Consider the following 19809-nt stretch of genomic DNA (forward strand, 5'->3'; position numbering starts at 1 on the left):
ATTGAATATTACGGGTTATTTTAAAAAAACGCAACTGCTCATAGGTTATAGCTCATAGCTCATAGCTCATAGCTCATAGGTCATAGGTCATAGCATATAGCTTATAACTTACAGCTTACCGACCGGCCCGGTAACAATGGAGGCACTGAAATGAACCGGAAAGAACTGAAGCCCGTTTTGTATCTCATCATGCTGTCTCTGATGATATTTTTTCTTTTACCGGAGGCGATGGTTCATGCCGCGGCGTCCGAGTCCGTCATGGTATTTGCGGCAGCGTCTACCACCAACGCTGTTACGGAGATTGGCGAGCGGTTTAAAAGCGCAACGAAGATAGCGGTGGTCCCATCGTTTGCATCCTCTTCGGCGCTGGCAAAGCAGATCGAAAACGGGGCGCCCGCAGCGGTTTTCATTTCAGCCGACAACCAGTGGATGGATTATCTCCAAGAAAAAAAACTTATTGATCCCACGACCCGATCGGGATTGTTAAGCAATCGAATCGTGCTGGTGGCACCGGCCGATAGCCCCCTCAAGATGGATATGCTGCCGGGATTGAATCTGTCCGGAGCGCTCGGTGAGAATCGGTTGGCCATGGGAGATCCGGATCATGTGCCCGCCGGCATCTATGGAAAGAAAGCGCTGGAAACGCTGGGGGTTTGGGAAAGCGTCAAAGACCGGATTGCCCGGACAAACGATGTCCGTTCGGCGCTGGTGCTCGTTGAACGGGGGGAGTCGCCACTGGGGATCGTCTATGCCACGGATGCGGCGATTACCGCGAAGGTTCGAATTGCCGGAATATTTCCGGAAAACACGCATCCGCCCATCGTGTATCCGGTAGCCCTGGTGGCCGGAAATAAGACGGCTGCGGCCGAAGCCTTTCTCGCATTTCTAAAGGGCCGGGAAGCCAGGGCCATATTTGAAAAATACGGGTTTTCGATGCGCTGATGAGCCTCCTTTCCATGACGCCGCTTGAACTCAACGCCCTGAAACTCAGCCTGTGGATATCGGGGTGGGCGGTCCTCGCCAGCCTGCCGCCGGGGATTTTCATTGCCTGGATTCTCGCGCGCCGGGACTTTCCCGGAAAAACCCTTGTGGACGGTCTAGTTCACCTGCCCCTTGTACTGCCGCCGGTCGCGATCGGGTATTGGCTGCTGGTGTTAATGGGGCGGAAGGGAATGATCGGCGCCTTTCTGTACGACACCTTCGGCATCAGCATCGCCTTTAACTGGAAGGGGGCGGCGTTGGCGGCCGCCGTGATGGCCTTTCCCCTGATGGTGCGCGCCATCCAGCTTTCTATGGAAGGGGTGGATCGGGGCCTCGAACTTGCCGCCCGCACGCTCGGGGCAGGGCCGATCCGGGTCTTTTTCACCATCACGCTGCCGCTGATCACACCGGGAATCATCACCGGCGTGATTCTCGCCTTTGCCCGAAGCCTGGGGGAATTCGGCGCCACCATCACCTTCGTCTCCAATATTGAAGGCCAAACCCAGACGCTGCCCCTGGCCCTCTATACCCTCACCCAGGTTCCGGGGGGAGAGGCGGGCGCCTTTCGGTTATGCGTAATTGCCGTTGTCATTGCCCTGGCGGCGCTGGTCGCCTCCGAAACCCTGACCCGTCGGTTTAACGCCCGGATGAGGGGGTGAAGCATGCTGGATCTGAATGTGCAAAAACGCCAGGGTGACTTTCAAATCGATGCGGCATTTCGCTCCAAGGTCGCGGGAGTGACCGCGCTCTTCGGTCGTTCCGGTGCCGGAAAAACCTCGGTGATCCATATGGTGGCAGGACTGTCAAAACCGGATAAGGGACGCATTATTGTCAACGATGCGCCGCTCTTTGACTCGGAAAAGCGAATCAACGTCCCGCCGGAAAAGCGGCGTATCGGCTATGTCTTTCAGGAGGGTCGCCTGTTTCCGCATCTCACGGTGCGCGCCAATCTGACCTATGGTAGGGAGTTGACGCCGGCCAATCAGCGCTATGTGGACCTTGACCAGGTCGTATCGCTTCTCGGCATCGAAGCGGTTCTCTCTCGAAGGCCGGCAACACTTTCGGGAGGAGAAAAACAGCGGGTCGCTATTGGCCGGGCCCTGTTAACCAGCCCATCCCTGCTGCTGATGGATGAGCCCCTTGCCTCCCTGGATGCAGAGCGAAAGGCGGAAGTTCTTCCCTTTATTGCGCGGCTCTCCCGGGAGTTTTCCATTCCTATTCTTTACGTCAGCCATTCGCTGGAAGAAATTCTGAGTCTCACGGACACGCTGGTTCTGATGGAGAGGGGCCGAGTGGTTGCCGATGGGCCCATTGAAACGATAAAAACCCGACCGGATCTGACTCGAACGGCATGAAACGGGACAGAGACGATACGACCCACTCATTTCAGGAGGTTTTATGAACGCTTTAAATAAAATGAAAAACAAATTCCTCGACCTGATCGAGGAAAAGCAAATCGGGGCGCTTCCGATCCAAGTGAGCGTCCGCGACTTGACGCCAAAGGAGGCCATCGGAGTTCCGGAAGACCAGGATTACCCTCTGGTAAAGGGCCGGGAGCGGTTATTGGAAGCGGAAATCCTGGGGTGCCGGGGGCAAGCGTTTACGGATACCCCGGGCAACTTTTCCGGCACAGTGAAAGAGGTGGCGCTCCTGCAATTGACCGATAACCGAAGCCGGGCGGTTTTTATCGCCGCGCTGAACGCCTTAATGCGTCATTTGAACTTAATCGAAAAAACCATCCACTGTAAGGATGCCTCGCCGCCTCTTTGCGCCTCGGATCTGGTGAAGCATGTCCAGAAAAATTTTGGAAGTCCGCGGATCGCCATGCTCGGCTTTCAACCTCGAATGGTGGAGGCATTGGCCAAAACGTTTGCTCTGCGGGTTACAGACCTTGACCAGGACAACATCGGGCAGAGGAAATTCGGTGTTCTGATCCAGGGACCGGACCAGACGCAAGAGAACATCTCGTGGTGTGACCTGGTGGTGGCCACCGGGAGCACGGTAGTCAATGGAACCATGGACACGCTGTTGGACGGCAAACCCACCATTTTCTTCGGGGTCACCATATCCGGTCCGGCCGTCTTGCTGGGCCAGAACAGATATTGCCCTTACGGCTCTTAAAAGGATGGTTTGAGGTCAAGGGTGAAGTTGAAATCATAAAAATGTCTATGATAACCAAAAGATTAACGGCGCTCAGCATCATAACCTGCTTCACCGGTTTTTTCTTTTTTGCTTCGCTCGCCGCCACCGAGACCCTGACGCTGGGAGCGGGCGCGGGTTACCGGCGGATGCTGGTAGAAATCCTGAAGGGGTATGAACAAAAGACCGGCCGAAAAATCGATCAGGTCTATGGCCATATGGGCCAGATCGTCATGCAAGCCAAGGCCGCCGAAAGTATCGGCATCACCGTCGGGGAGCTTTCATTTTTGAACTCCTCCGGCCTGGAATTTGCCGATTTTATGGCTCTCGGGCAGGGTGTTCTGGTGCTGGCATATAGCAAGAATGTGACGCTGAGATCTCCGGAGGACCTGAATAAACCTGAAATCGAAAAAATCGCCATTCCCAATGGCAAGCAGGCCATCTACGGCAGGGCCGCATTCGAGTTTCTCCAAAAGACCGGCCTTCTCGGAAAAATTCAGAACAAAATCATAACGGTTGCTACCCTGCCGCAGGTCTCATCCTACCTCATCAGCAAGGATGCCGAGGCGGGGTTCATCAACATCACCGATGCCATCTACATCAAGAACAAGATCGGCGGATGGGTGGTGGTGGACAAAACCCGATACAACCCCATTTACTTGGTAATCGGTGTACTGAAAGGATGTGAAGGCAAGCCCGAGATTCGGCAGTTTCTTGATTTCATGACCACGGATCATGAAACCGGGGAAATTCTGAAAAGGGCGGGTGTTCATCGGGAGTTGGAATGATCGAATTCATCTGGGAATATTTCAGGGATGAGCGGTTTCTTTTTCCGCTGATCTTTACCGCCAAGGTCACCGCCGTCACCACGCTGCTGCAACTCGTGCTCGGCGTATGGCTCGGCAGATACCTGAGCCAAAAGTCCTCGCCCTTGCGCTCGGCGGTAGATCTGGCCATTACGCTTCCCCTGGTCTTTCCGCCAATTGCGCTGGGTTTTCTTTTACTGTTGATTCTGGGAAAAGGAGGACCTGTCGGATCTTTTCTATCCCAGTACCTGGGCATACGGATCATTTTTACGGTATGGGGCGTAATCCTCGCATCCCTGATCGCCGGACTGCCGTTGATTGTAAAGCCCGTCCAATCCGCCATTCAGGAAACGGCTTTCAGTCTGATGGAGGCATCCTACACCCTGGGAAAATCCGAATGGCAGACCTTTTTTCACGTCGTCCTGCCGAGTATCAGGAAAAGCATCATCAGCGGTCTTTCCCTGGCCTTCGGCCGGTCTTTGGGAGAGGTGGGTCTGACCCTGATGTTGGGCGGCAATATCGTGGGGAAAACCAACACGCTTTCGCTTGAAATCTACAATGCGGCCTTTTCAGGGGAGTTCGACAGGGCCATCGCACTGTCGACGGTGCTGGGATTGATTTCGGCTGTTGTGTTTATTTCGTTTAAGAAATCTTCCACCTGAGCCTTCCCCTTTTTCAACTCCTCGTCCCGGAGGGTGGTTTCCACCAGCGCGGATCCGGCTTCAATGAGCACGGACCAAGCCCCGGAAATCCGGCGCATATGGACAATTTTTCCTGAAAGCACAGAATCTGGGGAAACCTTTTTGGTTTTCGAATACCTCGGCACTGGCTCCAGGGTGTTGACGGTTCCCCCATCGACTATCAACACTGTGGTGGCCAATCGCGCGATCTCGCATGGATCATGGGAAACCAGCAGAATGGTCAGATCCAGGTTCTTGTGAAGGAGAAGAATTTCATCCTGAAGCTTTTCTCTCATGGCCGGATCCAGGGCCGACAGCGGCTCGTCCAAGAGAAGAATTTTGGGTCGCCTGACCAGAGCTCTAGCCAGTGCCACCCGCTGCTGCTGGCCCCCCGAGAGCCTGTCGGGGTATCGATCCTGAAGTTCTTCAAGTCCGATCATTTTCAGCAGCTTTTCGATTCCGGGATCATCGCGGTGTGGCGCGGCATATTCCAGATTTTTTCGCACGGTCATGGTCGGGAACAAGGCATAGTTCTGAAAAACAAATCCGATACTACGCTTCTGAGGAGATAACCGAATGCGGCTGTTTTTATGGTACCAGGTGGCGCCATTCACCTTTATGAAACCCTCATCCGGCTGGTCCAGCCCCGCCAGCAAACGCAATATCGTAGTTTTTCCCGCGCCGGAGGCGCCATATAACACCGCTATTTCGTTTTTTTCAATTGTGATGCGTGCACTCAGCTCAAAAGGGCCCTCTGCGCCTATCAACTCTTTTCGAAAATCCAGCTCGATCATGACCCATTTTCCTTCATCGGGTTCTAAAACTTGAACTGTACATTGGCATACAGCCCAAAAGGAGCGCCGGTCTGGTAGGTTGCCGCCGTATTGGTAGCGGCCAGGGCGTCATCCGCCGTGTTGATGGCGGAGATGTCTTTTTGATTGAACAGGTTGGTGGCGGTAAGGCGAAGTTCAACCGATTGTGCGCCAAGCACCTTTTTGAGCGCGTATGACATATCAAAATCCACAATTGTGGAGGCATCTACCCTTTCATTGTTCAGCACATCGCCGTATCTTTCGGACAGGTATCTAACCGATGGCGTCAGCGTAATACCGGCGATCTTGTAGGATAAAGCCGCTTTTGCCATGAATTTCGGTGCGTCCGGAACCTGGTTGCCGTCCGACGATGTGGTGGTATTGGATGCGGTTCTCAAATCTTCCGTAAAGTAGTATTTGTTGTAGGACAACGCCGCCAAAAAGTCCCACGTTTTTGAAAGGGCGCCGCTGACCGCTATCTCGGAACCATAGGCCATCGCATCCGCTGCATTGAATGGGTAGGTAACGTTGTAGGGGGCGTCATAAATCCTTGCCTGCTTGTTTTTGACAAGGGAGACGAAGGCGTTCGGGTTCAGGCAAAGATCGCCGATTTTGTATTTGACGCCGAGATCGAAATTGTCCGCCACCTCCAGATCCAGCTCGTCCCAAAGGTTCTGCAGACTAACGCCTTTTGAAACAAAGTTTGCCCGCTGCTGAACATAGGTGGGAAAGAGATTCACATCCAACCCGTAGGTTCTCGTATAATCCACATAGAACGTCGCGTCTTTGTTCACGTTGTAGCCCAGATATGCGCTCGGCAACCACTCTCTGAAATATTTCGCATCGACACAGGCCCACGGATCCGGCGTGCCGGTTGCAATCGCCGTATCATAGTCCGGGCTTGTCTCGGCGTTGGTGCCATTGGTGTAGCTCCGAAGCGCCCCCAGCTTGAAGGTCAGATGTCTGACTCCCACGGAATAGATGAAATTGCCCATCTGCCCATTCACTTCAGTAAACGGAGAGAAAAAATCATGACAGTCGTTATCGGCAAGAACCGCCCATCCTGCGTACGTCAGACCATTTGCACCCACCGTGAATTTCTTTTGCTCCGACGGGGGGCCGGGGGGCTGCTGCCGATGTGTCCAATATCCCAGCTTGGCGGTCAGCTGTTTGAAAAAGCTTCTTTCGTATTTCAAGACCCCGCCTAACACTTCATGATCGATATTCCACTGGATGACATTGGTTCCCGATGCATACGAATACTCGCCGTTGTCATTGAGATAATACGGTTTGATGGAGATTTTCGAGTCCGCGGACAGCGCCGCTTCGATATTGGCGACTATCGTCGTATCCTCAAAGTGTTGCTTGTTGTAATCGTAGTAATTGGCGCTTGCTTTGTTGGTGTTGAAATCCTTATCGAAATTTTGCCCCAAATTCCGGGTTTCGGCATATGTCAGGTTATAGTAGTTGTGGTGATCTTCTCTATTGTGGGAGACAAAAAACTCTGCTTTGATTCTGTCGTTTGGCTCACACACACCCCCTAAGGCACAGTTGGTCCGTTCAAGATCCCCTTCGCCTTTATATTTGTCACTCGTCGTCTGGGAAAAAGAACCAAAGCCGGATATGGGCCCCATGTCACCGGTATCGAGACGCAAAAAGCTTCTGTATAAGTTGTCGCTTCCCACGGTCTGGGACAAATCGGCGCCAAATTCGTGGTCCGGCCTTTTGATATTCATATCGACCTTGCCGACCAGATTTGAAAAGCCAAGGCCCTTATCCACCGGGATATAACCCTTGTATAAATCCACGCTTTCGATATTTTCCATGTCGAATATCGTTTTGCCGCCGCCGGGATTCCCGCTGATCGGCATGCCGTCATACAACTTGACACCCCCCGGTCCCGTCTGTTTTTTGCCTCTTATCCGGATAGAGTCGTGAAACCCGTTTTCGTTTGTACCAAGCGCATCCGCGGCGGTGTAATTAATCGACGGTGACATCTCGACGATCTTAAACACATTGATATTGCCCTGCTTGCCAAAAATCTCCACGCCTTTTTTCGTATAGCTTTCCTTGTTGGACGGCCCCAGCAGATCAAAGGGTGCTGCAAGCGCCTCGTTTTCCCCAGCATTGGTTTTGATGGCTGTATCAATTACGATGATCGGTTCTAATTGCCACGGGGAAGTTTGCTCGTTTTCAGATTCTCCGGCCATTGCTGCCACATACGGGCACAGAAACAAAGTTGCCACCGTCAAAACCATATGTATCCATCCGAGCGTGCCGTGTTCCAAAGGCCGTTTACTTTTATCGTGTTGAGATGACAATAAATAGCGATTTATTGGAATATGTGTCACCAATTCTAAAATTTAAAAACATAATTATGACCGGTAAAAACGTCAATTTGAGGGTATTAATGTATGTTTGGCGGGAAAGTCAACTCAAATCTCCAAAAAAGGGGGAGGGTTCTCCGTGAAGGGATTTGCAATGGCAACGAATTCGGGAGATCAGAGCGGACCGCCGCCATGCTCTGAAACAAAGCCACTATTTTGCGCAAAAGGGGGTTAAACAGGATGACGATTGAAGAGGCAATCCATGGCCAATGATCGGAGACTGAATGTTCCCTGCTGCACAACTTCCCTATCAGCCTACATGCGGCCGCAGCCGGCTGACCCATTGGTGAACTGCTCAAGGCTAAAGAATCGTCTGTCGCCGATTCAGGATTTCAACCCGGGACAAGTGGCAAACCTTGCTGACAGCATGGACAATATTGCATTCCTATCGAGCGGCTTTTCCGTGAAAAAATCGAAGTCAACCGACGCCCTGTGGCAAAGCAGCAACGCAACAGCGGTGCCGCCGTATTACACAAAGCCCAATTGGGGGGCGGATCGCAGTCCACGCCACAGCCGTTGTTGCTCCGGGGGAGGTATTTCCATGTGTGGTTTGAGAAAACGGTTCATGCGATCTTTGAAACGCGTAGCCCGTTCGGTTTATTCCCTTGCCTTAACAGGCTCCAGGCCGTACCTTAAATATTTTTTAGCCGTGTCCATATACAGTTGGTTATGCTTGATTGAGACTTCCTTATCTCTTTGGGCTAATTCGCGAATGATTCTCGCCGGATTTCCGGCAGCAACCATTCCGGAAGCAATGATTTGCCCCCGTTTGACAACGGTTCCCTCCCCGATAGCCACCCACTCGCCGAGTTCAGACCATACGCTGATGACTGCCCCCATGCCGATCAGGGCATGATCACCGATAGACTTTCCGTGTGCCATAACCCCGTGGCCGATCGTGACATGGTTTCCGATTCTGTTTACTTCGTTGGGAGGCGCGTGAATAACGGCGCCTTCTTCAACCGACGTGCCGTCTCCTATTTCAATTCTGCTGTAATCTCCCCTTAATATGGCGCCGTGCCCGATATAGCAATGTTCCCCGATGATCACCTCTCCAATGACGCTGGCAAGCTCGCTGACATAGGAGGTTTCTCCAACTATCGGTTGCTTGCCGTCAAAACGATAAAGCATGTTGATCTCCCTTCCGCTTCATGGTTGCGTGGACTTGCGTTTGCTGCAATGCGTCGGCAACCCTCATCTTCTGTGAAAAGCCGTCCTCAACGGCATAGGTCGTCATTCGCGCGTCTCTGGCATATCGTTCCATGTGGCTTTCTTCCATATACCCGAACCCGCCCATTACCTGCATTCCCGTATTAACGGCGTTCACGTATGCTTCCGTGACATACGCATTGGCCATGTTGATTTCCGCGGTAATGGGCAGGGAGTCGTTATCGTTTTCTGTTAACAGCCACGCAAGCCATCTCCCGTAAAGCGAGGCGCAGTCGAGCCCGATTTTGGCATCGACAAGGAGATGCTGAATCGCCTGAAATGTCCCGATGGGCTTGCCGAATTGTTCCCGTTCTTTGGCATATTGAATCGCCTTTTCAACCACGGTTCTCATGTTCCCCACACAACATACCGTATTGAAAAATTTCAACCAGTTCATTAGATCGGTCACCATCGCATGCCCCTGGCCGAAGAGATGCGCCGCACCGCAGCGAATTTCCTGGGGACCATATTTTATCTGCCCGAGAATTTTCCTTCCCAACAGGTCGACGGGTTCACCGGCTTTCATGCAGGTTAACGGTATCAGGGCAAAAACGATTTCCCCGCCTTGTTTTGCAGGTATCAGCAAGATGCCTTTGGACAACTCTCTTTGCTCACAATAGATGGCATCCGTGTTAATCATCAGATGCTCGTTCTCTTCTACAATGCGGTGATTGATGTTGTCGACATCGCCGAGAGAAAACGGTTCCGTGTAAGCGATGCAGGCGGTCATTTCTCCTGAGATCAATCCGGGCAGGTAATGGTTTTTTTGGCTTTCATTGCCGTATCTCAACACCATCATGCCGGCCGCCAGGTTCAGGCCCAGGGCCATGCCCAGATCGATGGCGTAACGGGATAGCTCCTCAACGACAATGGCGGTTTCAACCGGGCCGAGGTTTACCCCGCCGTATTTCTCGGGAAAGCAGATTCCCGTTATGTCCAAGTTGGATAATTGATGATTGAATTCAGAAAGGCTCTCTCTATGAAGGACCAGTTGCCCGATCATTCCCTCTGAATAGTCTCTCTGAATAAAGTTTTTTACGGCATCTTTCAGGATCTGCCGGTCCTGATATACTTCCAGTTCCATGTCCCCTCCTCCCTTTATTTAAGCCCCAACTGCGCACCAGCGACATTTCTCATCACCTGGGACGATCCGCCGCCAATCGTTACAATTCGACTTTCCCTGAAGTACCACTGAACCAGTGAGGACATCAGATACCCTTTTCCGCCGGCAACCTCGGCGCAAAAATCACCGAGTTTTTTGACCAGTTCGCTCCCGACGATTTTGCACTGGCAGACCGTTTCGATGGAGAGGTCGTGTTTATCTGCCGATCGCAATGCCTGATCGGTGAGCAGCTTCGCCGCCTGAATTTGGGACGCAAATTCCGCCACTCGGCACATCACGGCGCCGCGGCGTTCAGGATTCACGGAAGGGCCGTACCGATCGTTTACATTTTTGAGAAGGTCGTTAAACATACGCCGTGCAAATCCAATAAGTCCCGCGGATATGATAGCCCTTTCCACGTTGAAGCCGCCGGTCAGAACCGCCCACCCTTTGTTGACTTCGCCGAGAACGGACTCCCTTGGAACCCGGACATCATCGAAAAACACCTCATAGAGCCCTCCGATCTTTCGGCCCATGGAGTGTAACCGGCGAAAGGTCAACCCGGGGCTGTTCGCGGGCACCAGAAACATGGTCAGCCCCTTGTGAACCGGCACCGTGGCATCCGTCCTGGCCGCCACCATGATGGTATTTTTGTCTCCGGCCGAACAGGAGTTGTACAATTTCTGACCGCTCAGAAGGTATCCCCCCTTATTTTCCACCGCTTTGGTTTTCAGCGAGGCGATATCCGACCCGGAATCGGGTTCCGTCACCGAGATGGACAGGGTCGACTCCCCCCTGGAAACCTTTGGCAGAATATTCAGCTTTTGAGACCGCGTACCGTTTTTCAGAATATTGAGTCCGATCATGGTGGTCAGTTGCAGTCTTCCCGGATAGGGATATCCCCCCCGAGCTAGTTCTTCAATCAGAAGCCCGATATCAAAATATCCCTTCCCCATGCCGCCGTATTCCTTTGGATATGGCAGGCCGTACCATCCCTTGGCGGCGATTTTGGCCTCCAGCGCCTCCGGATCAACCCCCTTTTCTTCCAGTTCTTCGATAGGAACAGCCCCACATTCCGCCTCGCAAAATTGCGCGACCTCTTTTAAAAATTTTTGTTGCTCTCCTGTTAACCCGAATTCCATCATGCGCCCCGCTTTACCCAATGAAGTGTTATGAGGTTATGTGTTATGCGCCGGTTTCAAAACATCTTATTTGTGTCGGTCTCCGTCTCGGGCGCAATTTGCAATCCTCGCCATACGCTTAGGTATTTTCCCGGTTGGGCTCATCTCACCCCGGATCACCAACAGCCTTTGTTTTTACCATATGTTTTGCTGTTAGTAAAAATCTTATCAATTCACCCGGGCGATTCTCGGTGAAGAGGTGGCAAGGTCATTTTGGGGTCGGTTTCGGCATGGGCACTGCTATTTTATCACGGCGAGCTTGAAATTGAACCGTCCGATAACCCCATACGGATGTGTGAGATGGGAAAAATGCAAACAGGGAGGGTGTCTCCAAGAAATTTCAGAATGCTCCGCCCTCTACGACGCGATTCATCGCATCGGAAAAGGTAAGGAAGGGGGGTGGCGAGGACATAATCTTACGGAGCCCTTACCATTGGCGGATCAAATATATAATCCAGCATATGGTTAAAGTCCCGGAACAAGATGATTCGGAAAGTGCATCGCAATTGATTCCAGTATTCCTTTCGGGATGAAAACTTAGTGCGGCACTGCTGATATGGCAGATCGCACAGTTCAAGGATCTGATGGACAAAAAACGCGAGCAGGTTCAGGACAAAAAAGTTCATCGAAAGATACTGCTGACCGTGTCCGTAATTGTGCTCAATATGATAGCCTTGGTTCTTCAAGGTATTGAAGGTTTCGTTTTCAATTTTCCACCGGGCGCGGCCGCCTTTCACCATGTCCCGGATGTTTTTGCTGGAGACGGGTAAATCAGTTACCCAACTGTTGTGGTAAGTGGTTTTTCCCTTTTTATCGATGAGCCAGTACTGGAAAAAGTTGACCTGATCGGCATTCCGGGATCCATTGAGCGGTACGTCGTTTATCCACTGGTACCTGTGGCGCCGGCCCTTAAGATCTTTGAATTCAAGATGTTCATCTTCGCCCAGAGCGGTGATCTCGGCGACCCACTCGAACAGAATCTTGTGATCGGTGGGCTTAGCTACGAGGATATAGGACATGCCGTTTTCCTTGACGGCATCGATAAACGGCTGTTTGGAGTAAAGGTCATCACCTGTGATGATGATGGAGAGTTTGGGGTGCGTTTTTCTGATTTTTTCAACGATTCTTTTGCCCGCGTTCGTCTCGCAGTCTTGCTTGGTGTATCCGTCTGAGTTCTGGACAGGTTCCGGAAAAAGGGGAATTGCCTGGCGCATGTCGGGATGGACAATGACGGCCTGAAGGATTTGGTGATGATAGCGCGGTTTCCCCTTGGAAGGCTCGGTCTTCAAACAGTAGGGGCAGCTTATTTTTTCGGAGGAAAAATATTCGGAGCCGTCCAGTGGGACCAGGTATTTTTCTTCCAGGAACTGATATTGGTCCAGTTGCCGGCTGTGTTGGAGGCGGCTTAAAAAATCCGGGAAGATATCGCCGAACGTTTCGGTCGGGATGCCGTCGAGGATCTCCCGCATTTGGGAATCCTTGGGAATGGAATCGACGCCGAAGATCTTGGAAAGATTGTTTTGCTGGATGCCGTCTTGCAATCTTTTTTGAAAGGCGAGGAGGGACGGATCCTGGAAAAACATCATGGCAAAGCCGCTCATGAGCACATCGTGCATGCAATGATCCACTTTCCCCGGCTGGCGGGGATCTTGGATTTGCCGGAAGTGCTCGGCCATGGAGGCCTTTAATGCGGCAAAGCTCAGATGTTTTTTCACATGCACTAGACGCTTCCCTGGGTATACGTTTATAACCTGCTAAAATGTATACAGCATTTAACAGGAAAAGTCTATCGAAATATTTACAATTATATCAAATGGTTATGATTTTTTTTGAAATTGACTTTGCGAAAAATAATTTTCAGTCTTGCTCTGAACCACGCATATCTGCGGTAAAAAAATTTCACCGAGAATTGCTGTGCTGTCATCAATGGCGTACCGGGATTGGAAAAAGTCGCGCCAAAAACACTTTTCGGCTTGCTGAATTGGTTGTAATCGGAAGGCCGTCATTCCGCTGAATGCACTCCCGCGAGTCTCGAAACCATTCGCGACTCGCGAAAGAACCGGGTTACCTTTACTTTACGGAATAGATGAATTTATCCATCAGCTTCACGTCACCGGCAACGGCCTTGCAGGTTAACGTATACTCTCCGGTGACCCCGTAACTGATGTCCGCGCCGAAACCATCGTTCATGCGCATGCACATTGTTTTTTGGGTGGTTTCGCCCGGCCCTTCAATCAAATATCCGACCTTGGCGTCGGTGACGGGCGTCCCCTCCGGTGAGACGATATACACCATGAGATGATGGGTTGCGTTCATTTCATGGCCATGGCCCGCTGCATTCATTTCCTTCATTTTCTCGCGCATATCGATCAGATGGTAGGTAAATTGAAATCCTTCGACAGTGGCATTCCGAATCATCTCCCCCATACGAGGGTCATGATCCATTTTACTATCCACCACCCCTGCCCCCGAAGCTTCCTGTTGATCGTGCGTCATGGCACCGGCGGCATCCTGTTCAGGGGGCGGTTGAATCATGTCCTTCCCGTGTCCCTCATGCGAGGGCATATCCGCAGCCATCGCGATCGCAACAATCGAAAAAAACATCGCGGCCAACATGACGGCCATTATGTTGAGCTGTTTCATGTTTAATTCCTTCCTAATCCGGCAAAACCGGATGCTGAGATGCATAAAAGCCATCTTTCACCTTCGGCGAATATACACGCAAAAGCGTGCATGTTTCTGGTAAAGGGTCTATTAGCGGCTTATTCATTCCTTGCACCGAACACTTCTTTTTTAATCTTTTTTTGTTTCTCATTGTTTTGTTGTGCATTGGCGTTGCCTGTAGAAACATAACCATTAAACAAAGCCGGTCAAATCGATCACGGCCCGCGACAGCCGCAAGGCCACTAAGGACATTCAATGTCTTGTTAATCCGTCGCCTCAGGGTGTACCCCAGTCATGGCAGTGATGGGTGCAATGCCTATTCAGAGCCTGACTTATTCCCTGCCAACTCACCTTGAATAGTTTGGATAGCAGCCCCATTCACGGACCGCCCTGTCCGATAAATCAGGCCGGAAACAACCGCGGTAAAAGGCGCCACTGCGATGAGTCCGAAACTACCCACCAGAATATTCAGCACTTCGGCGGCCACAAACGGTGCATTGAGTATATTGGCCGCGGGCAGCCCCTTGGCCATGAAAAGCATGAACAGGGTGATGTGACTGCTCGAATAGGCCAGCAACAGGGTAGTGGTCATGGTGCCGACAACCGCCCGCCCGACGCGCAACCCCGATTGAATGTGTTCCACCAGGCCGATACCGGGGTGCTTGCGTTTGATCTCGTCCATACTGGCGGCGATATCCATGGCAAGGTCCATGACAGCGCCCGAGGAGGCAATAAACACGCTGGCAATAAAGATATCGGTCAGTCGCAGATCAAGGTACCCAGAATAGAGAAGGGCCTCGGCAAAAGGCCGGATGGCCCCATGAAGGCGAAAGGCGTGAGCGAACCAGACCGCAAGCCCGCAGGTAAGCAAGACTCCCAGCATCGAACCGGCAAAGGTGGCCATTCCCCGCCGGTTCAAGCCACCCACCGAGAAGGTGATCACCCCAATCAGCAGGGTGACGATGGAGAGACCGGTGATAAGCGGCGGATATCCGGCCAGGAGCAAGGGGAAAAAAAGTTTCCAGAGCACCATGGCGGCAAAGATAAAGGAAAGAGCGGCCTTGAGTCCCGTTACGCCGGCAACCGCTATCAGGAGTAGTCCGAAAAGACCGATCAATACCATCTGCATTCGTAACCGGTAGTGACCACGGGCCAGACCGTTTCCGGGTTTTCCTTCGACAACGTCATATTCTACGAGCACGATCCCCCCAATCTCATAGAACTCATCAAACTCCATTTTACCGGTGAGCATGTTGGTGACAGGCAAATCCCGGCCCTTGTAAGGACCGTCCAGAAGCCGCACGGTCAGAAATTGGCTTTCGGTTCTGACGATTAGATTCGTGCGCACATGGCTGTTGTCAACCGCGGTAATCCGGCCGCGCGCGTGAAGCCCGGCCTGACCACTCGGAATATGCGTTATGTCGATAAAGAAAAGTCCAATACAAACGGCCGCAATAACGATTGAAAATAGCAAGTCCCGCTGCGAATGGGTCATTCGGCCTCCCGTTAACCGTTCGACAAAAAAACGGCGCCCATGTTCAAAACGGCGCCGTTTTGTCAGTCAATTAAATAAGCTAAAAAAAATTAATCGGTTATTTTGCCACCGGAAGAGATTCACGAATGTCCATCACCCTGGCGAGTTTCTTGGCGATATCCGTGTTGTCATAAAAACCGGCGAACCGCGCGGCTTCACGGCCCTGAGCAAAAACCGGAACCGGCACGCCAGTGTGGGAGTATGAGGTCCAGCCGATACTGGCCTGCTCGTTAAGAATATGCGTAATCGTTACGATGATCGGGTTATATCCGCCATAGAGCAGTTTGTTTTCGTCCGTGCTGTTGTCGTTGGTTCCGCACATGGATTTGTCATAGGCGTCCTCAAGTTTTTCTTTCTGATAAGCATTCAGGGCATCATAGTCCAAGCCAAAGACGTCCAGCATCAAATCGACCATATCCCCATTGCTCGCGAGGTTGTTGGCCGGCGTATAGTCGTAACTGGGGCCGTAGGCGGCTTTATGCTCGGCCCACTCGGCTGCCTCAAAGTTCTCGAAGCTCTTGACCTGACCGAGCAATCGGTCATAGTACGCCTTGTATCCCGTGGTGGCATGCCCGACGGTCATGCCGCCGGTCTCATGGTCGCCGGTGACGATGATCAGGGTTTCCGCCGGGTGTTTTTTATAAAAATTTTGTGCTACGCCAATCGCGTTATCAAAGTCAATCATATCACCGATAGTGGCCATGGCGTCGTTGGCATGGCAGGCCCAGTCAATCTTGCCCCCCTCGACCATGATGAAAAACCCTTTCTTTCCGCCCCTTCCCCACCGGTTGTCCGAGAGGTTCTCAATCGCCACTTCCGTCATCTCCGCAAGGGAAAGGTTTTCGACAGGCTGGTCGATCGCATACGGCATAGCGGCGGCACCCGGCAGGATGGGATTGATGCATACCACTTTATCCCTGCTCGCGTCCTTCAGGGATAGAATCGACTCGCGCGTGTTGCGCACCTCGTAACCGTTCGCAGCGAGCAGATCCCAAATATTATTGGGCGATTCGGGTTGAGCCAACCCGCCGCCGCCAAAAAATTCATAGTCGGACTCGGCCATCTGGGTAGCAATACCGTTCATATCGCCGCGGCTGGGAACACTGGCGTAATACGCCGCGGGAGTGGCGTGATCCAGGGACACACTGCTGAGGATCCCCACTTTTTTACCCTCCTCGTGGGCCAGTTGAGCCACACTTTTGTAGCTCTCGGTTTTGACGTCATTCATGCCAATCACGCCGCTTCGGGTCTTGAGGCCGCAGGCAAAGGCCGTAGCCGAAGAAGCCGAGTCGGTTTGAAGGGCAAAGGCGTCGTAGGTCGTCTGCATCCCTTGCACGGGCATCTTGCTCATGTTCAACCGATTTTCGGCCTTCAACAGGTGCTCGGCACTCAATTCCCCCGAATTCGGGCCTACCGGCAAGCCATTATCGATCGCGTACTTGGTCGCCAAATAGGCTTCCGTCGCCTGAATCTGAGCACTCGACATGCCGTCGCCAAGAAAAAAGAAAATGTATTTCGGCGAATCGGCCATCGCCACTGTTGCCGCGAGGGTCATCGCGACAACCCACGTTGCCATGCGAACCATCATTCCAGATTTCATTACCTTCATTTTTCCCTCCTGTCATCGCTTAACGGTTGATTCAGTTCATCTTTCTCGTCACTCGTGAAGTCCCCCGGCCAATGCGGAAAATAGGGTTGCGCGCCGGAAAGAATCCGATCCGGTTTTCGCATTCAGCCAAACTGGTCGCAGATTACCGATGGGATATTAAACGGCTGTCAGGAAGGTGTGAAAAATCGATTAGCGACCGGGTCATCCGGTTCCTCATCAGGTTCTCGAACCACGATGAGCCTAATAAGGCAACCCGGCTGTCTTTTTTCAGAAAGATATGGCATCGGAAGATCGAATGCGTACCGACGCCAGCCGCCCCGAAATGTAGAGGGCAATGGCGGCCACCGCGCGATCAGAGGAACGAAACACCGGCAATCCCGACGATTCAATGCGGGCTACAAGCGGATCATAAAGGCTTCCGCCGTCCACAACGCCGATGACCGGCTTTTCGCTTCGCGCCGCGATTTCGGGCAGCAGCCGGGCGATGCTGTTTTCCGCATTCAGGGCATATTTCATATCCCCGGCCAGCGTATAGGTGGCCGGTGAAAGCGGGTCGAGCCCCGCTACGACGGCGTCGATACCGGGGTCTTGAAGAAGAATATTCACAATCGCGGCATGAGCGGCATCGTCGGCCGCCGGGTTGATGTCCAACGGATTTTTGATATCCACCAGTTCATTGAGTTTTTTTTCTCGCAGCACCTGTTTGATTGCTTGCGCCGTATCCGGTCCGAACACGGCCAGTTGCATGGCATAGTCATCCGATTGAATGCTGTCCGCCATGCCCACGGCCTCGAATCCGGCGCCGCTGACCGCAGCCAGACGGTTTCCGCGGATGGTTTTGCCATGGAGCCGGTGGGAGAGCATGAAAAGATCTTCAAATTGCGTGAAAGTCTGAGCCACCATGCCGCCCGCCTGGCATATGCACGATTCACAGACCGTGTAATCACCCGCAAGCGAAGCGGTATGCCCCGATGTGGCCATCTGCCCTTCAGGCGTGCGACCGGCCTTGTAAAAAACGACCTCCTTGCCCATCCGCACCGCATCGCGGACCGCTCGCGCAAAATCAAGGCCGTCCTGGTCCTTGAATCCTTCCGCATACACGGCAATGGTGTGAAGCAGGGGACTATCTTTTAAGTAGGTCATTATATCCCCCAGCGTCAGATCGGTCTGATTACCGAGGGAGATCATGTACGCGGGATCCAGGCAGGGGTTACGGCTGATGCGGGTGATCATAAACGCCCCGCTCTGACTGATAAAGGCCGCGGTTCTACGGTGGCTTCCCCGCCGCTTGGGGAGTTTTTCCTCCGGAATAAAGAGCGTGTCATACCGGCCCGGATGCGACACGACCCCCAGGCAATTACTCCCCAGAAACACGGGGCCGCCCTCCGGCTGAAGATGGGCCTCGCGAATGCGCTCGTCCAATTGTTTCGCCAGCGTTTCGCTTCCTTTTTTTTCACCGATCCCACTGGGTATCAACATCACTGCGCGGGCCGAATTTCGCGCAATGACCTCGGCGGCAATCGCCGGCACTTGAGAAGCCGCCACCGCAACCACCAATAAATCCAGCGGCGCGTTTAAAGACGATAGATCCGGAACGCACCGGACGCCGTCCACATGCGTCAGCCCCGGCCGAATGATCGCAACATCTTTGGAATGAAATCCGGCGGCAAGAATATTTTTTAAAATGATGCGGCCGAAATTCATTCGGGATGCGGACACCCCGATGATACCGATCCGTTCGGGATGCAATAGATTTTCGATTTTTTTCACCGGCCGGGCAATGCGTCGGGCAGGAGGCATGGAAAACCGGCACAGGCCGTCCAAGGGCACCATGAGAAAATCCGTAAAGGCAAAGGGATTGATTTCAAGCTCTTCAATCACAAACGGCGCTTCGGGATTGGCCGGTGAAAAATAATTCGCCATGGCGATAAACGAAGAAAAGCATTCCAGAAGCTGCTCGTCCGTGACGATTCGGCGCTGGGCGCGCGTCAAACCGGCCAGCTTTCGGTAAGCAAGGGTGTTTTGAAACAATTTGAAAAACGCCGGTCCGTCCGTCATCACCGTGGAGGCGGACACCACCGCCTGCCTTTTTTTGAATTTTCGGGCATAAAGCTCCGTGTCCGTCCCGCCCAGACCGGCATTGAGAATCATGCCGAATTCGCGGGACCAGCGAATACCGACAATAAGTTCATTGCCGAATGCCGCCGAATCCGGCGGCATATACTGCACCATCAAAACGCCCCGAATATCCCGGGAAACGGCGGCAAGTAAGGCGTTGCCGGTCAATCCGCGGTATTCAATCGGGGACAGGTTCGAATGCCGGCTGATCCAGTCGGCATATGTTTCGGCCACCTCATGGGTCATTCGGCGCCATGCCGAACGGATTTTGTTCGGTGTATTGTCCACGACCCGCACGCCGCCCACCTCGGACTTATGAACAAGAGTCGTCGAGACAATTTTCAGAACCACTCTTTCTCCGGGCATGCCCGTCAACGCGCTATCGGCGTAATGCGTTCCGTTTCGCAGAAATTGGCACCGGGGCGGCGTTTCAGCGCCGGATTTGCTTAATAGATCATAGACCTCCTGCTCAAAGAGAAAAAACCGGCCTTCTTCGGCCGCCTGCCGAAACCGGCACGTGATGGCGGCAAAATCAATACCGGGCTTTTTGGCTGCCGGGCTAATGGGGTGGGGGGTTTTCACGATTC

16 protein-coding genes are annotated in these 19809 nt (G+C 52.7%); 6 read left to right on the forward strand and 10 right to left on the reverse strand.

Annotated elements, in window-relative coordinates; translation table 11 throughout:
- Positions 1 to 150 precede the first annotated feature (150 nt).
- Genes modA (RBT11_14940) through modB (RBT11_14965) form a run of 6 tightly spaced genes read left to right on the forward strand, consistent with a single transcriptional unit; the run spans position 151 to position 4588 of the window.
- Entirely contained in the window at positions 151 to 942 is a 792-nt protein-coding gene (gene modA / locus RBT11_14940) for a molybdate ABC transporter substrate-binding protein (protein ID MDX9788075.1), read from the forward strand.
- A 14-nt stretch (positions 943 to 956) separates the two neighbouring features.
- Positions 957 to 1640, forward strand: a complete 684-nt coding sequence (gene modB / locus RBT11_14945; protein ID MDX9788076.1) for a molybdate ABC transporter permease subunit — start codon at positions 957 to 959, stop codon at positions 1638 to 1640.
- 3 nt (positions 1641 to 1643) lie between these two features.
- Complete coding sequence (gene modC / locus RBT11_14950) at positions 1644 to 2336, forward strand: molybdenum ABC transporter ATP-binding protein (protein MDX9788077.1); 693 nt, start codon at positions 1644 to 1646, stop codon at positions 2334 to 2336.
- 43 nt (positions 2337 to 2379) lie between these two features.
- Positions 2380 to 3102: a DUF364 domain-containing protein gene (locus tag RBT11_14955; protein MDX9788078.1), complete on the forward strand. Its 723-nt coding sequence runs from the start codon at positions 2380 to 2382 to the stop codon at positions 3100 to 3102.
- 47 nt (positions 3103 to 3149) lie between these two features.
- Positions 3150 to 3908: a molybdate ABC transporter substrate-binding protein gene (gene modA, locus RBT11_14960; protein MDX9788079.1), complete on the forward strand. Its 759-nt coding sequence runs from the start codon at positions 3150 to 3152 to the stop codon at positions 3906 to 3908.
- Positions 3905 to 4588, forward strand: a complete 684-nt coding sequence (modB, locus tag RBT11_14965; GenBank protein MDX9788080.1) for a molybdate ABC transporter permease subunit — start codon at positions 3905 to 3907, stop codon at positions 4586 to 4588. Before modA (RBT11_14960) ends, modB (RBT11_14965) begins: the two co-directional genes overlap by 4 nt.
- On the opposite strand, the gene RBT11_14970 is transcribed toward modB (RBT11_14965), so the two are convergent.
- From RBT11_14970 to RBT11_15015, 10 genes are all read right to left on the reverse strand, one after another.
- Positions 4480 to 5400, reverse strand: coding sequence for an ATP-binding cassette domain-containing protein (locus RBT11_14970; protein ID MDX9788081.1), 921 nt, complete (start codon positions 5398 to 5400; stop codon positions 4480 to 4482). The two genes, modB (RBT11_14965) and RBT11_14970, sit on opposite strands and share 109 nt — an antisense overlap.
- Positions 5401 to 5423: 23 nt before the next feature.
- On the reverse strand, positions 5424 to 7676 hold the full coding sequence (locus RBT11_14975; protein ID MDX9788082.1) for a TonB-dependent receptor: 2253 nt from the start codon (positions 7674 to 7676) through the stop codon (positions 5424 to 5426).
- A 726-nt stretch (positions 7677 to 8402) separates the two neighbouring features.
- Entirely contained in the window at positions 8403 to 8936 is a 534-nt protein-coding gene (locus RBT11_14980; protein MDX9788083.1) for a gamma carbonic anhydrase family protein, read from the reverse strand.
- Positions 8920 to 10098, reverse strand: coding sequence for an acyl-CoA dehydrogenase family protein (locus RBT11_14985; protein ID MDX9788084.1), 1179 nt, complete (start codon positions 10096 to 10098; stop codon positions 8920 to 8922). The genes RBT11_14980 and RBT11_14985 overlap by 17 nt, the downstream gene beginning before the upstream one ends.
- A gap of 14 nt (positions 10099 to 10112) precedes the next feature.
- The gene (locus RBT11_14990) at positions 10113 to 11261 is read right to left on the reverse strand and encodes an acyl-CoA dehydrogenase family protein (protein ID MDX9788085.1); all 1149 of its coding nucleotides are present in this window, start codon (positions 11259 to 11261) and stop codon (positions 10113 to 10115) included.
- 452 nt (positions 11262 to 11713) lie between these two features.
- The gene (locus RBT11_14995; protein MDX9788086.1) at positions 11714 to 13012 is read right to left on the reverse strand and encodes a transposase family protein; all 1299 of its coding nucleotides are present in this window, start codon (positions 13010 to 13012) and stop codon (positions 11714 to 11716) included.
- A 355-nt stretch (positions 13013 to 13367) separates the two neighbouring features.
- Positions 13368 to 13940: a hypothetical protein gene (locus RBT11_15000; protein MDX9788087.1), complete on the reverse strand. Its 573-nt coding sequence runs from the start codon at positions 13938 to 13940 to the stop codon at positions 13368 to 13370.
- Positions 13941 to 14277: 337 nt separating this feature from the next.
- Positions 14278 to 15456 (reverse strand): YibE/F family protein, encoded by a 1179-nt coding sequence (locus RBT11_15005; GenBank protein MDX9788088.1) that lies wholly within the window; start codon positions 15454 to 15456, stop codon positions 14278 to 14280.
- 97 nt (positions 15457 to 15553) lie between these two features.
- The gene (locus RBT11_15010; protein ID MDX9788089.1) at positions 15554 to 17104 is read right to left on the reverse strand and encodes an alkaline phosphatase; all 1551 of its coding nucleotides are present in this window, start codon (positions 17102 to 17104) and stop codon (positions 15554 to 15556) included.
- A gap of 267 nt (positions 17105 to 17371) precedes the next feature.
- Positions 17372 to 19804, reverse strand: a complete 2433-nt coding sequence (locus tag RBT11_15015) for an acetate--CoA ligase family protein (protein ID MDX9788090.1) — start codon at positions 19802 to 19804, stop codon at positions 17372 to 17374.
- Between the last annotated feature and the right edge of the window lie 5 nt (positions 19805 to 19809).

The sequence above is a fragment of the Desulfobacterales bacterium genome (genome assembly GCA_034003325.1).
Taxonomy (GTDB): Bacteria; Desulfobacterota; Desulfobacteria; order Desulfobacterales; family JAFDDL01; genus JAVEYW01.

What these genes read in the sequence shown, in the direction of transcription:
- modA (MDX9788075.1), top strand. Translation starts at nt 151, where the DNA reads ATGAACCGGAAAGAACTGAAGCCCGTTTTGTATCTCATCATGCTGTCT.
- modB (MDX9788076.1), top strand. Translation starts at nt 957, where the DNA reads ATGACGCCGCTTGAACTCAACGCCCTGAAACTCAGCCTGTGGATATCG.
- modC (MDX9788077.1), top strand. Translation starts at nt 1,644, where the DNA reads ATGCTGGATCTGAATGTGCAAAAACGCCAGGGTGACTTTCAAATCGAT.
- RBT11_14955 (MDX9788078.1), top strand. Translation starts at nt 2,380, where the DNA reads ATGAACGCTTTAAATAAAATGAAAAACAAATTCCTCGACCTGATCGAG.
- modA (MDX9788079.1), top strand. Translation starts at nt 3,150, where the DNA reads ATGATAACCAAAAGATTAACGGCGCTCAGCATCATAACCTGCTTCACC.
- modB (MDX9788080.1), top strand. Translation starts at nt 3,905, where the DNA reads ATGATCGAATTCATCTGGGAATATTTCAGGGATGAGCGGTTTCTTTTT.
- RBT11_14970 (MDX9788081.1), bottom strand. Translation starts at nt 5,400, where the DNA reads ATGATCGAGCTGGATTTTCGAAAAGAGTTGATAGGCGCAGAGGGCCCT.
- RBT11_14975 (MDX9788082.1), bottom strand. Translation starts at nt 7,676, where the DNA reads ATGGTTTTGACGGTGGCAACTTTGTTTCTGTGCCCGTATGTGGCAGCA.
- RBT11_14980 (MDX9788083.1), bottom strand. Translation starts at nt 8,936, where the DNA reads ATGCTTTATCGTTTTGACGGCAAGCAACCGATAGTTGGAGAAACCTCC.
- RBT11_14985 (MDX9788084.1), bottom strand. Translation starts at nt 10,098, where the DNA reads ATGGAACTGGAAGTATATCAGGACCGGCAGATCCTGAAAGATGCCGTA.
- RBT11_14990 (MDX9788085.1), bottom strand. Translation starts at nt 11,261, where the DNA reads ATGATGGAATTCGGGTTAACAGGAGAGCAACAAAAATTTTTAAAAGAG.
- RBT11_15000 (MDX9788087.1), bottom strand. Translation starts at nt 13,940, where the DNA reads ATGAAACAGCTCAACATAATGGCCGTCATGTTGGCCGCGATGTTTTTT.
- RBT11_15005 (MDX9788088.1), bottom strand. Translation starts at nt 15,456, where the DNA reads ATGACCCATTCGCAGCGGGACTTGCTATTTTCAATCGTTATTGCGGCC.
- RBT11_15010 (MDX9788089.1), bottom strand. Translation starts at nt 17,104, where the DNA reads ATGAAGGTAATGAAATCTGGAATGATGGTTCGCATGGCAACGTGGGTT.